This window comes from Streptomyces sp. NPDC107500 (assembly GCF_055582785.1).
In genome coordinates, this window is the sequence record NZ_JBVJPF010000004.1 from 482658 (window position 1) to 495418 (window position 12761).

14 protein-coding genes are annotated in these 12761 nt (G+C 72.2%); 3 read left to right on the plus strand and 11 right to left on the minus strand.

Annotation, left to right across the window (positions count from 1 at the left end):
- Positions 1-29 precede the first annotated feature (29 nt).
- Positions 30-527, minus strand: coding sequence for a hypothetical protein (locus ACZ67M_RS18690; protein ID WP_361367158.1), 498 nt, complete (start codon positions 525-527; stop codon positions 30-32).
- Between the two features lie 206 nt (positions 528-733).
- Between ACZ67M_RS18690 and ACZ67M_RS18695 the strand changes: the two genes are divergently transcribed.
- A complete protein-coding gene (locus ACZ67M_RS18695) occupies positions 734-1702 on the plus strand; it encodes a GlxA family transcriptional regulator (protein ID WP_385796246.1) in 969 nt (322 codons plus the stop codon).
- Between the two features lie 73 nt (positions 1703-1775).
- Here the strand turns inward: ACZ67M_RS18695 and ACZ67M_RS18700 are convergent, their stop codons facing one another.
- The 4 genes from ACZ67M_RS18700 to ACZ67M_RS18715 form a co-directional block, all read right to left on the minus strand.
- Positions 1776-2039, minus strand: coding sequence for a DUF5133 domain-containing protein (locus ACZ67M_RS18700; protein WP_392013306.1), 264 nt, complete (start codon positions 2037-2039; stop codon positions 1776-1778).
- A 155-nt stretch (positions 2040-2194) separates the two neighbouring features.
- Complete coding sequence (locus ACZ67M_RS18705; protein ID WP_469851778.1) at positions 2195-3964, minus strand: ABC transporter ATP-binding protein; 1770 nt, start codon at positions 3962-3964, stop codon at positions 2195-2197.
- 181 nt (positions 3965-4145) lie between these two features.
- Positions 4146-4688 (minus strand): hypothetical protein, encoded by a 543-nt coding sequence (locus ACZ67M_RS18710; protein WP_469851780.1) that lies wholly within the window; start codon positions 4686-4688, stop codon positions 4146-4148.
- Positions 4689-4717: 29 nt separating this feature from the next.
- Positions 4718-5230: an ATP-binding protein gene (locus ACZ67M_RS18715; protein ID WP_361367144.1), complete on the minus strand. Its 513-nt coding sequence runs from the start codon at positions 5228-5230 to the stop codon at positions 4718-4720.
- 179 nt (positions 5231-5409) lie between these two features.
- Between ACZ67M_RS18715 and ACZ67M_RS18720 the strand changes: the two genes are divergently transcribed.
- Both ACZ67M_RS18720 and ACZ67M_RS18725 read left to right on the plus strand, forming a co-directional pair.
- Positions 5410-5637: a DUF397 domain-containing protein gene (locus tag ACZ67M_RS18720; RefSeq protein WP_361367141.1), complete on the plus strand. Its 228-nt coding sequence runs from the start codon at positions 5410-5412 to the stop codon at positions 5635-5637.
- 117 nt (positions 5638-5754) lie between these two features.
- On the plus strand, positions 5755-6675 hold the full coding sequence (locus ACZ67M_RS18725; protein ID WP_361367138.1) for a helix-turn-helix domain-containing protein: 921 nt from the start codon (positions 5755-5757) through the stop codon (positions 6673-6675).
- A gap of 82 nt (positions 6676-6757) precedes the next feature.
- Here ACZ67M_RS18725 and ACZ67M_RS18730 read toward each other — a convergent pair whose 3' ends face one another.
- The 6 genes from ACZ67M_RS18730 to ACZ67M_RS18755 all read right to left on the minus strand — a co-directional run bounded on the left by ACZ67M_RS18730 (position 6758) and on the right by ACZ67M_RS18755 (position 12601).
- A complete protein-coding gene (locus ACZ67M_RS18730) occupies positions 6758-7576 on the minus strand; it encodes an SAM-dependent methyltransferase (RefSeq protein WP_361367135.1) in 819 nt (272 codons plus the stop codon).
- A 146-nt stretch (positions 7577-7722) separates the two neighbouring features.
- Positions 7723-9003 carry an ABC transporter substrate-binding protein gene (locus tag ACZ67M_RS18735; RefSeq protein ID WP_392101396.1) on the minus strand — a complete coding sequence of 427 codons (1281 nt, stop codon included), beginning with the start codon at positions 9001-9003 and terminating at the stop codon, positions 7723-7725.
- Positions 9000-10145, minus strand: a complete 1146-nt coding sequence (locus ACZ67M_RS18740) for a branched-chain amino acid ABC transporter permease (protein WP_469851783.1) — start codon at positions 10143-10145, stop codon at positions 9000-9002. Before ACZ67M_RS18740 ends, ACZ67M_RS18735 begins: the two co-directional genes overlap by 4 nt.
- Entirely contained in the window at positions 10138-11037 is a 900-nt protein-coding gene (locus ACZ67M_RS18745) for a branched-chain amino acid ABC transporter permease (RefSeq protein WP_122615493.1), read from the minus strand. The genes ACZ67M_RS18740 and ACZ67M_RS18745 overlap by 8 nt, the downstream gene beginning before the upstream one ends.
- Positions 11034-11822, minus strand: coding sequence for an ABC transporter ATP-binding protein (locus ACZ67M_RS18750; RefSeq protein WP_469851785.1), 789 nt, complete (start codon positions 11820-11822; stop codon positions 11034-11036). Before ACZ67M_RS18750 ends, ACZ67M_RS18745 begins: the two co-directional genes overlap by 4 nt.
- Positions 11819-12601, minus strand: coding sequence for an ABC transporter ATP-binding protein (locus ACZ67M_RS18755; RefSeq protein ID WP_469851787.1), 783 nt, complete (start codon positions 12599-12601; stop codon positions 11819-11821). The genes ACZ67M_RS18750 and ACZ67M_RS18755 overlap by 4 nt, the downstream gene beginning before the upstream one ends.
- Between the last annotated feature and the right edge of the window lie 160 nt (positions 12602-12761).

Genomic DNA, 12761 nt, shown 5'->3' on the forward strand with positions numbered 1-12761 from the left:
GCGCATTCCACCCAGGAGGTGACAGCGGCTCAGGCGCCGGTCGTCGAACCGGGCCGGACGATCATGAGGACCGTCACCGTGGCCCACAGCAGGTTGAACAGGCCGGTGAACATGGCGAGCCGCGCCGTGCGGGCGTGCTCCACGGGCCGCCGGCCGGCCAGGTCCTCGAGCAGTTCCTCCTGGCGGGGCAGCACGAAGGCGATCAGGAGGCCGGCGGCGGCCGCGGTGAGGGCGATGGACGCGATGAGCCACGCGTCACCGAGGACGCCCATCGCGGCCGCGGTGGCGAGGCCGAGGACCGGCACCGCGATGCCGAGTCCGGCGTAGACCCGGCAGATGCGGTGCAGCAGCCGGACGGTGCTCACGTCACCGGGCCCGTCCGCCTCCCCCTCCCCCGCTCCCGCCCCCGAGGGCAGGGCCACCGGCACCTTCCGGACGGCGGCCGGGTACATGCTGGCCGCGACGGTGACGGGCCCGACGGCGAGGATGGCGGCCAGGACGTGGAGGGACAGCAGGATCTTGGTCACGGTCGGGGCTCCGGTGGCGGGATCGGTCGATGCGGTACTGGAAGGCCACGCTAGGAAGCGGCCGATTGATCGCACAGAGGCTGAAACGACAGCTTCCAACGGATTCTCGCCAACGCCCCCAGCAGGCCGTTTCCGGCGCCGCGAGCGGACGGACGGGGCCCGACGCGGGGTTCTGTGCGCGGCGGGAATCCGCCTAGGGTGGCGGTATGCACACCGTGGCGATCCTGGTCCTCGACGACGTGGTGCCGTTCGACATGGCGGCACCCATGCAGACGTTCGACTGGACGCGGCTGCCCGACGGGCGCAGTCCGTACCGGGTGATCCTGTGCGCGGAGTCGCCTGAGGTACGCACCGACGGGCTCACGCTGCGGATCGAACGCGGCCTGGACGCGCTGGAGAGCGCGGACACGATCATCGTGCCGGGTCGCTCCGAGGAGTCCGGCCCGCCCTCCGAGCGCGTCCTGTCGGCGCTGCGGCAGGCCGCGGCCGCCGGTACGCGGATCGCGTCCGTGTGCGTGGGCGCCTTCGTGCTCGCGGAGGCAGGACTGCTGGACGGGCTGCGCGCCACCACCCACTGGATCGCCGCGGCGGAACTGGCCCGGCGTCACCCCCGCGTCGACGTGCGGCCGGACGTCCTCTATGTCGACAACGGGCAGATCCTCACGTCGGCCGGGGCCGCGGCCGGGCTGGACATGTGCCTGCACATGATCCGCCGGGATCTGGGCTCGGCGGTCGCCGCGCACGCCGCCCGGATGTGTGTCGTACCGCTGGAACGGGAGGGCGGTCAGGCCCAGTTCATCGTCCACGAGCATCCGCCCGTGCCGCGCGGCTCGGACCTGGAGCCGCTGCTGGAGTGGATCGAGGACAACCTGGCCGGGGAGGTCACCCTCGCCGCGATGGCGGCGCGCTCGGGCATGAGCGAGCGCACCTTCAGCCGCCGGTTCCGTGAGCAGACGGGGACCACTCCGTTGCAGTGGCTGCTACGGGCACGGGTGCGGCGGGCCCAGTACCTGCTGGAGAACGGCGACCACTCGGTCGAACGGATCGCCCGGCAGGCGGGGTTCGGCTCGCCGACGGCCTTCCGGGAGCGGTTCCGCCGGGTGGTCGGCACCACCCCGTACGCCTATCGCGCGGCGTTCCACGGGCGGCCGCCCGCCGGGGCCGGGCGCCCGTAGGGGCACGCGCCACGGCCCGGACCGGGACGGTGCCTCCGGTCCGGGCCGCGGCGTGGGCCCCAGGTGCGGCGGATCAGACGGCCAGCGACAGGCCGCGCTCCTCGTCGGGGTCCACCGCGGGAACCTCCGCCGCCGTCCGCCCCTTTGCGAGCAGCAGTGCGTCCGCCTTCGCCACCGCGTCGTGGACTCCGGTCGTCGCCATCATCACGCACAGCGTGTAGCTGACGTCCGCCAGCTCCCGCGCCGTCGCCGGGCTCTCCCTCTCCGCGTGAGCGATCCGCAGCGACGCGTACCGCGTCAGCAATTCCCTGACGACCTTCGGGTCGGGTTCGAGCACGAAGCGCCCCTCTCTCGATTTTCGCTCCGTATGCCCGAACCCGGTCGAAACAATCACATCACGGGTACTGCTGCTCGCAATTGACGAGATTCTGTCGTCGGCTGTCCGGCCGCGGCCCTGAAGTGTTCGACGAGTTGAGGGAAAGCAGTCACTGGTCAGGCGACCTGGCCGCCGTGCAGTGCCGTGTACGCCCCTCCCCTGGCCAGCAGGTCCTCGTGGGTGCCGGCCTCCTGGATGCGGCCCTCGCCCATCACCACGATCCGGTCCGCGCCCCGCACGGTCGACAGCCGGTGCGCCACGACGAACGTGGTGCGCCCGCGCAGCAGCCGGGCCAGCGCCTCCTGCACGAGCGCCTCCGAGCGGGTGTCCAGCGCGGAGGTGGCCTCGTCGAGGATCAGCACCCGGGGGTCCCGGATCAGGGCCCGGGCGATGGCGAGGCGCTGGCGCTGCCCGCCGGACAGCCGTGCCCCGTGTTCGCCGACCAGGGTGTCCAGGCCCCGGGGCAGCCGGTCGACGAACTCCAGGGCGTTGGCGTCGCGCAGGGCCGTCCGCACCGACTCCTCGTCGGCGTCGTCCATGCCGTAGGCGACGTTGTCCCGGATCGTGCCGTCGAACAGGATGGACTCCTGCGGCACCACCGAGACGAACCGCCGGTAGGTGCGAAGGTCGAGGGTGCTCATGTCGGTGCCGTCGAGCAGCAGCCGGCCCGAGGTGGGCCGCAGGAAGCCGATGACCAGGTTGAGCACGGTGGACTTGCCGGCGCCGGACGCGCCGACCAGGGCGACCGTCTCGCCCGGTTCGACCGCGAGCGTGAAGTCCTCCACCGCGGGCCGGCCGTCGCCCTCGTAGTAGTGCGCGACCCCCTCGAAGGTGACGGCGCCGCGCAGTCCGGTCAGCTCGTCCTTGCCCTCGTTGTCCTCCAGTTCGGGGGCCTGGAGCACCTCGCCGACCGAACGGACGGACTCCAGGCCCTTGGTGATGACCGGGGCGAGTGACGCCAGCGTGGTCGTGGAGGTGGTGAGGGTGGTCAGGAAGGCGCTGAGCATCACGACGTCGCCGGCGGTGACTCCCCAGACGTCGTAGTAGGAGATCAGCGCGGCGCCCGCGAGCACCAGGACGCCGACCACGTTGAGCACGACCCAGGAGAGCGAGCCGAAGCGGCCGTTGACCAGGTCCAGGCGCAGGCCGGAGGTCAGCAGGCGGTCCAGCGTGCCGTCCATGCGGCGCAGCGCCTTGCCCTCCAGGCCGTGGGCGCGGGTCACCGGGATGAGCCGGGTCATCTCCGTGACCCGGGAGGACAGGGTCTCGACCTCGTGCCGGAAGTGCTCGTTGTGGGTGCGCAGCCGGGCCCGGAGCCGGGCGACGAGGAGGGAGGCGGCGGGTACGACGACGAGGAAGAGGGGCAGGAACTCCGGGGTGCGCACGGCGATGATGACCAGGCCGCCGGTGAGCACGGTGAGCGCGCCGAGTCCGGTCTCGGCGGTCTGCTGCACCATCTGCTCCACCGTCTCCACGTCCCGGACGACCTTGGCCTGCAGAACGCCCGCGCTGACCCGGGAGTGGTAGCCGATGGAGAGCTGCTGCATCCGCGTGCACAGCGCGGAGCGCAGACCGGTGCCCATGCGGCGGACGCTGCCGTACAGGAGGCGGACGTACAGCAGGTGCAGCGGGTAGTTGACCAGCAGGATGAACATGATGATCCCGGTGCTGGTCCACAGGTCGCCGATCGGACCGTGCTGGACGACGGTGTCGATGATGGTCGCGGTGATGAGGGGCAGCAGCCAGATGGGGCTGTGCTTGACGGTGAACACGACGACCGCGCCGGCCAGTGGGCGGCGGTCGGCACTGAGCAGGTAGACGAGCGTGCGTATCGGGTGTTCGCCCCGGTAGCGGTGATCGAGCGGCTTTGCGGGTGGCGACGCCATCGGCGTGGTCCTCCAGGTGACCGAGTGGGGCAAGCGCTTACTCCGCGCGCTTTCCTACCCCGTCGGCAAGGAGGGCGCCACACCGTCCCGCGCCTTGGATACCGCCTCTTGGCTCCCGTGGCTCGGATCCCGCGCCCTGGAGGGGAGACCCGCGCCCTCTCCCCCGTGGAGGGCGCGGGTCTCAGTCTCCGAGTGTGCGGGCGAGTTCGGTCGTGGCGCGCGTGATCTCGCTGTCGTTATCGGCCAGCAGCCGCTCCAGCCCGTCCCGCCGGGCCCGGACCGCCTGCCGCGCCGCACGCTCCCACGCCACCGGGTTCTCACGGTGGTTGAGCAGTTTGGGGTAGGCGGTGGCGGTGGTCTCCCACTGCCGGGCGTCCGCGATGCTCTTGAGCAGCTGGATGATCTGCGCCCGGCAGCTCACCTGGGGCCGCTGTGCCAGCTCCCAGAGGAAGGGCACGGTCGCCGCGGTGGCCTGCTCCACGACGAAGCCGTACTGGCAGATGCGTTTCCGCAGGTCCTTGAGAGCGGCTCGGGCGGTCTCGGCATCGCCCCAGGCGACCTTGCGCAGCAGCCGGGGAATGGCGGCGGCCGAGCCGCTGGAGTCCTGGATCTCGCCCCAGGGCACGCCGTCGAGCCCGGCGAGGAGGGCGGCGGTGCGGTGCGAGCCGTGCGGCTGTCGGTCGGTGCGCCGGGTGCTCGGCTCGGGTGTCGGAGCGCTGCGCATGGTGGGGGGCCCTTCCGCGGCAGTCGGGGTCAGGTGAGGGGGCGGGTCGGCAACTTGGCCCAGACCGTCTTGCCCGCCGGAGGTCTCGGGGTCCAGCCCCACTCCTCCGCGAGCGCGTCGACGATGTACAGGCCGCGTCCGTGCTCCCGGAGTGCGGAGTCGTCGATCGGCTGGAACACGGGAGCGTCGTCCCCGGGGTCGGAGACGGTCAGCGTCAGGTGGCCGGGGTCCAGGGCGAGTCCCAGCCGGACTTCGGGCGCGCTGTCCGCCGCCGAGGGCACGGCGTGCGCCACGGCGTTGGAGACGAGTTCGGTGATCACCAGGACCGCGTCGTCACCGCAGTGGTCGACGGACCACGCGCGCAGCGTGTCCCGGGTGAAGACCCGGGCCCGGGCGAAGCCCTCCCCGCTGCACGCGACGCGCAGCACCGCGGAGGCCGGCCGGTCACCGCCCGGGGCGGGGCACTTGGCGTACGGAGCGGCGAACGGCCGCTCGGCCCGTTCGCCGGGCGACCGGAGCCCTGGATGCGCAGGTGACGGCACTGCATCTCCCTGATGCGACATCAGAATCAGGCGTCCACCGAGGGGTTGACGCCACGGCTATTATCCACGCTGAGAGCGCTCGCGTGCAATTGCACGAGAAATTGCGCGAAAAAAATCGGATGGGAACACTCAGGACCGGAACCACTCGGTCCGCTCCCCCGAACGGCAAGGAGACCGCGGTGCCACCAGTGCGCAACGGAGTGCGGGCCAGCCTGTTGGACGCCTCCTGGAAGAAGAGCCGGCACAGCAACGCGGAGGGCAACTGCGTCGAAGTGGCCCTCGTGGACGGGGGCATCGCGATGCGCAACTCCCGCGATCCGGACGGCCCCGCGCTCGTCTACACCTCCGCCGAGGTGGCCGCCTTCCTGGCCGGGGCGAAGGAGGGCGAGTTCGACCACCTGCTGTGAGGCGGGGCGGCGGCGGGAAGCGGAGCCCAACTACCCTTTTTCCGCGGGTGGATGCGTCCGGACACGATGGGATGAGATAGTCTTTCCCTCAAGTCTGCCGGTCTGCTGGGAGTCAGGATGTCCGCCGCGTCGCATCGCATCTCCCGTCTCGAACCCTATCTGGACCGGGCCGAGCCTGCTCCGACTCTGCTGAAGATGCTCGTCGGCGTTCAGCTGGCGGGCTTCCGCGAGGACGCCGGCCTCTCCCAGGACCAGGCGGCCCGCACCCTCGGATTCAGCCCGGCGAAGCTCTCGCGCATCGAGTCCGGCAAGGGCCGCAGGCCTCCGGCGGAGACCGACGTCCGCGCGCTGCTGGAGAAGTACGGCACCGACCCCTACGAGGCCTCGGTCCTGCTCAAGCTGTTGCAGCGCGCCGGTGAACCGGGCTGGTGGCAGCGGTACGACAAGCGGCTGATGCCCGAGTGGTTCGACCGCCTGGTCGGCCTCCAGGAGGCCGCGGCCACCATCCGTACCTTCGAGATCCAGTACGTCCCCGGCCTGCTCCAGACCGCGGCCTACACCCGGGCCGTGGTCGAGCGCGGTCTGCCGAACGCGCCCGCCGGCGAGGTCGGCCGCCGCGTCGAGCTGCGCATGCGCCGTGCGGAGCTACTGGAGCGCAAGGACGCGCCACAACTGTGGGCGATCATCGACGAGTCGGTGCTGCTGCGCGTACTGGGCAGCCGCGAGGTCATGCGCGAGCAGCTCGCGCACCTCGTCGACATGGCCCAGCGGCCCCATGTGACGCTCCAGGTCGTGCCGCTGGACGTGACCAACGCGTCGGCGCCCGCGATACCCATCACCTATCTGCGCTTCGGCGGCGCCGACCTGCCCGACGTCGTCTACCTGGAGCACATCAGGAGCGCCAACTTCCTGGAGGACCGGGACGAGACCGAGGAGTACCGGGTCGCACTGGACCGGCTCGCCGACGAGGCGCTGACCCCGCGCGAGACCCTGGACCTGCTGCGCCGGACGATGACGGAGCGCTACGCGGCGAAGTAGCGCCGCCCGCCAGGACGGTAGGCACGGAGGAGGGGCCCCGCACCCGAGGTGCGGGGCCCCTCCTCCGTGTCGTTCGACTGGGTCAGCGCAGGCGGCCCAGGCCGCCGAACTCGATCCACTCGTCGGTGAGCTGACGGGGCGCGACCTCAGTGTCCGGACGCCAGGTGGAGACCTCGACCAGTCCGGGGTCCAGGATCTCCATGCCTTCGAAGTACGCCTCGACGTCCTTCGGTTCGCGGACCCGCCCCCAGTGCCCCTGCGTCGCCTGGTTCATGAAGTCCGTGACGAACTTCCGCACCTCGGCGTCCTCGCTGACCAGCTGGCACATCACCGCGTAGCTGCCGGGCGCGAGCCGCTCGGTGACACGGCGAACCACCGCCTGGGGACCATCGGTGTCGCTGTCCGGGATGCAGTGGAAGACCGAGTTGAACAGCACGGCGACCGGCTGCGAGAAGTCGATCAGGCGCTGGGTCTCCGGGTGGGAGAAGATCTCCTCGGTCGACCGCATGTCGGCGTGGATGACGGCGGTCTGTTCGTTCTGGTCGAGCAGCGCCCGGCCGTGGACCAGAACCATCGGGTCGTTGTCGACGTAGACGACGCGGGAGTCCGGAGCGACACGCTGGGCGACCTGGTGCACGTTGTCCTGCGTGGGCAGGCCGGATCCGTGGTCGAGGAACTGTCGGACGCCGTACTCCTGCGCGAGGACCCTGACCACCCGCTGGAGGAAGCGCCGGTTGTTCAGCGCGAGACGGCGGGTGCTGGGCACGACCTTGTCGAGCTCGCCGACCGCGGCCCGGTCGGCCGCGTAGTTGTCCTTGCCGCCCAGGTAGTAGTCGTACATCCGTGCGGCCGTGGGCACGTTGGAGTCGATCTCCGTGGACAACCGCTTGTCGGCTTGCATCGTTCCCCCAGCTCCGTACGGGCGCCAACTGGACTGGCATGACAGAGAGTACATCCTAGGGACCGGGTGGTCAGCCGAACCAGAGGGCTGATCAAGTGGCCGCCAAACCCGCTGCCTCGCAGCGGAGTTGACGGCCACCCGTTCCGTCAGCCGCGGGCGGCCAGGTACGCGTCCGCGCCGGGGGCCTTGTGGGCCTCCTCCACTCCGACCAGTGCGCCGACGGCCTTCGCGTCGGGCTTCAGGACGTACGTCTCCCGACTGGCGGGCGCCGTCACGAGGGTGAAGTCCTGCGGGGTGCCGAGACCGGTGTCGGCGTTCTTCTGCGAGCGGTGCGCCTTGACGACGTCCTCGCGGGCGAGGCTGCCGCCCTCACACGCCTTCTTCAGGTCGGCGCCCATGAGTTTGGCGGCGTTGTAGCCGGAGAGCACGCCGGAGTCGACCAGCTCCCCGGGGTACTTCTTTCCGTAGTCGGCGACCATCTTCTGCACACCCGGCAGGTCGGAGCTGACCGCCGGTGCCGCGCTGACCACGTGGACCATGGCCGCCAGGGCCGCCGCCGCGGGTGTCTTCATCAGCTGCGGGGCGTAGCCGGGGGCACTGCTGACGATCGGCACCTTCAGGCCGCGGGCGGCCGCCACGCCGGCCAGCGAGGCGGTCTGCGCGGGGCCCGCGCTGATCAGCACCGCCTTCACGCCGGCCTTGCTCAGCGCGGAGACCTGCGCGGACAGATCGGTGTCCGTGGCCTTGATCTTCTGCCCGACCACCTTCATCCCCGCCTCCTCGGCGGCCCACTCGGAGCCCTCCAGGGCGTTGGTGCCGTAGTCGCCCTCGAAGTACACGTGGCCGATGGTGTCGCCCTTGGCGAGCTTCTTGGTGCGGGTCAGGAAGTCGACGGCGGCGATCATGTCGAGGTCGTAGGTGGTGCCCAGGACCTGGACGGAGTCCCGGCCCAGCAGGGAGGCGGCCCAGGCCTGCGGGAAGGTCAGCATGTGGTCCCGCTCGATGTCGTCCAGCAGGGCCGCGACCACCGGGGAGCCGATGACCTGGGGCAGGGCGACGACGTCCGGCGCGATGTCGGCGTAGGCGGTGACCGCCTTCTGCACGTCGTAGCCGTGGTCCTTGACGACGATCTCGACCTGTCTGCCGCAGATGCCGCCCGCGGCGTTGGTCTGGTCGGCCCACATCTGCTGGGCCTGCACGATGCTCTTGCCGAGGGTGGCGTAGGGGCCGGTGAGGTCGGTGAGCGCCCCCAGCTTGATGGTCTTCTCGCTGACGCCGGGGCCGGCCTTGACGCCGTCCGCGGCGTCGTCGGTGCTCCCGCCGTCCGCCTTGGAGCTGCATGCGGTGCCCGCGAGCAGCACGGCGGCCAGTGCCGCCGCCAGGGCGGCGGTGCGGGCGGTGCGGGGCCTGGGGTGCGTGACGTTCACGGGGTGTGCTCCTTGGCTCGTGCGGCGTTGGCGGTGGTGGTCGGGGAGGAGGGCGGGGACCCGCCGTCGGTCGGGGCGGTGGCGGACGGCCTGCGGCGCAGGCGGGCGCGGGTGCGGCGGGCCAGTCCGTGCAGGCCGTCGGGGGCGTAGAGGAGGATCACGACGATCGCGGCGCCGTAGAGGTAGCGGGACGCCTCGGTCGGGCCGATCGATCCGCCGCCGGAGCCCGGGGTCGCGACCAGCGGCAACTGGTCGGCGTAGCGGGTCATCAGCAGGGGCAGCGCGGTGACGAAGACGGCTCCCGCGGTGGCTCCGGCGACCGAGCCCAGTCCGCCGATCACGATCATGGCGAGGTAGTCGACGGAGAGGGCGAGGGAGAAGTAGTCGGGGACGACGCGGCGGAAGGAGAGCGCGAGCAGGACGCCCGCCAGGCCGGCGTACATGGAGGAGACGACGAACGCCGCCGAGCGGTACCGCGCGACGTGCACGCCCATCACCGACGCCGCGGTCTCGCTGTCGCGCAGGGCGACCAGGGCGCGGCCCGGACGTCCGCGCAGCAGTCCGCGGGCGGTGAACCAGGTGACGGCGAACAGGACCAGGCCCAGGTACCAGAGCCGTTCCTCGGCGCCGAACGGCACGCCCAGGACCGTCAGTTCGGGGTCGGTCTCGGCGAAGGTGAAGCCGCCCAGCTCCAGCGGCGGCACCGAGCGCCCGTTGAAGCCGCCGGTGACGGAGTCCGCGGTGAGCAGGACGTGGTGGCCGAGGAAGACCAGGGCGAGGGTGGCCACGCCCAGGTAGATGCCCTTGACCCGGCCGGCGACGGGGCTGAACAGGCCGCCGGCCGCCCCGGCCAGGAGTACGGCGAGCAGCGCGGCGAGGGAGGGCGGCAGCCCGGGGCCGGGCTCGCCCGCCAGCCACACGTAGCCGTACGCGCCGACCGCGAGGAAGAAGGCGTGCCCGAGGGAGAGCTGGCCGGCGGTGCCGCTGAGCAGGCCGAGACCGACCGCTCCGATGGCGGCGGCCATCGAGAACAGGCCGATGCGCAGCCAGAAGGCGTCCAGGTAGAACGGCAGGACGCAAAGGAGGAGGCCGGGCAGGAGGAGGCCGCCGCGTCGCAGCAGACCGGAGAGTCGGTCAGACACGGGCCGCTCCCTTCGCCGCGAAGAGTCCGGCGGGGCGCACCAGCAGGACCAGCACCATCACGGCGTACGGCGCGACGTCGCCGAAGCCCTCGCCGAGGACGTGCAGGTCGGACTGGTAGCCGGCGACGAACGCCTCGGTGAGGCCGATCAGCATGCTGCCGACGAGGGCGCCGACCGGGGAGGCCATGCCGCCGAGGATGGCGGCCGGGAAGGCCTTCAGGGCGATCTGGCCGGTGGTGCGTTCGAGACCGGGTGCCGGGAAGGCGACCAGGAAGACCGCGGCGAGCGCGGCGAGGCCGCCGGCCAGGCACCAGGCCGCGGTGCGCACCCGGGTCAGCCGTACGCCCATCAGCGCGGCGGCCTCCGAGTCCTCGGCGGCGGCGCGCAGCGAGAGGCCCCACGAGGTGAACCGGAAGAGGGCGAAGGCGCCGCCGATGGCGAGGGCGGAGACCAGGATCGCGGCGACGCGGCTGTCGGCCACGGTCACCGGGCCCAGGTCGGTCACGGCGTCGCCCCAGGGGTCGCCGAGCGGCAGCAGGTCGCCGCCGATGCGCCGGGCCAGGTCGGTGACCAGGACGATGTCGATGCCGATGGTGACGATGGTCTGGACGTGCGCGGCGTGCGGGTCGCCGCCGCCGACCGGCTGGAGCAGCAGCCGGTCCAGCGCCCCCGCCACGGCCGCCGTCACGAGGACCGCGACGGCCAGCGCTCCGGCGAAGCCGAGGTCGTCGTGGAGGACGGCGACGAGGTAGCCGCCGAGCAGCAGCAGGGAGCCGTGGGCGAAGTTCAGTACGCCGGACGCCTTGAAGATGGTGACGAAGCCGAGCGCGATCAGGGCGTAGACGGAGCCGAGGGCGAGTCCGTTGAGGAGGTTGTCGAGGAAGCCGCTCATGCCGCGTCCTCCCCGGTGGTGCCGGTGCCGAGGTAGGCGCGCAGCACCTCGGGGTCGCGCCGGACCTCGTCGGGGGTGCCGTGGGCGATGGCCTTGCCGAAGTCGAGGACGGTGACCTCGTCGGCGAGCCGCATCACCAGTCCCATGTCGTGTTCGACCAGGACGACGGAGAGGCCGAGTTCGGCACGGATCTCCCGGACGACCTCGGTCATGCGGGCGCGTTCGGCGGCGTTCATGCCGGCCACGGGTTCGTCGAGCAGCAGGACACGGGGCTCCAGACAGAGGGCGCGGGCTAGTTCGACGCGCTTGCGGTCGCCGTAGGAGAGCAGGGCGACGGGCGAGGTGAAGTGGGCTCCGAGGCCGACGAGTTCGGCCATCTCCCGGGCCTTGGCGAGGTGATCGCGCTGTTCGCGCACGGCACGCGGCAGCCGCAGGGCGCTGGCGGCGAAACCGGCGCGGGACAGGGCGTGGCGGCCGAGCATCAGGTTGTCGGCGACGGTGCCCTGGGTGGTGACGATGTTCTGGAAGGTGCGGGCCACGCCGAGCGCCGCGATCCGGTGCGGGGCGAGGCGCGTCAGCTCGGCGCCGCCGAGCCGTACGGTGCCGGTGGTGGGGCGGTACAGGCCCGACAGGACGTTGAAGCAGGTGGACTTGCCGGCGCCGTTGGGGCCGATGACGGCGTGCAGGGTGCCGGGGGCGACGGTGAAGGAGACGTCGTCGAGGGCCACGAGTCCGGCGAAGCGCACGGTCACGCCCCGGACGTGGAGCGCGTCGGGGGCGGTCACGCGGCCCCCTGACCGTCGGTGGCCTCGCCCAGGTAGAGGCGGCGCACGGCGTCGGTCCGGGCGAGTTCCGCGGCGGGGCCCGAGAGCCGGACCTCGCCGACCTCCAGGACGTACGCCTCTTCGGCGAGGGACAGGGCCATGCCGGCGTTCTGTTCGACGAGCAGGACGGCGGTGCCCTGGGCGTTGATCTCGCGGACGACGTCGGCGATGCGGTCCACCATCATCGGGGCGAGGCCGAGGGAGGGTTCGTCCAGGAGGAGCAGGCGGGGCGCGGCCATCAGGGCGCGGCCGATGGCCAGCATCTGCTGCTCCCCGCCGGACAGCAGGCCGGCGGCCTGGCGGGTGCGTTCGGCGAGCCGGGGGAAGAGCGCGAAGACGCGGTCCCTGCCCTCGCGGACCTGGGCCGGGGCGCGCCGGCCGAGGCCGAGGCCGCCGGCCCGCAGGTTCTCGTCGACGGTGAGTCCGGCGAACACCCGCCTGCCCTCGGGCACCTGTACGACTCCGGCGCGTACGGCGGCGACCGGGTCCCGGCCGTCGAGTTCCGTGTCGCCGTAGCGGACACGGCCGGCCGTGATCGCCCCTCGGTGCAGACGCAGAGTGCCCGAGACGGCCCGCAGCAGCGTCGTCTTGCCGGCGCCGTTGGCACCGAGGAGCGCGACGACGGCGCCGTGCGGGACGGTCAGGGACACGGAGCGGAGGGCGGACAGTGCGCGCCCGTACGTCACGTCGAGGCTCTCGACGTGCAGCGCGGGCGCACCGTCCGGTGGTGCTGCGGGCATCGCGGCTCCTTGGGACCGGCCGAATCGGCACGGCGACGGGTGAATGGGGGGAGCTCACGACAGCACGGACACGGGGGCCGGTACAGGGCACCCGGGCCGGGTCGCTGCGGCGTCCCAGTCCGGGGGCGGAGAGTCTGTGCGGATGCCCAGGCGGGGGGCG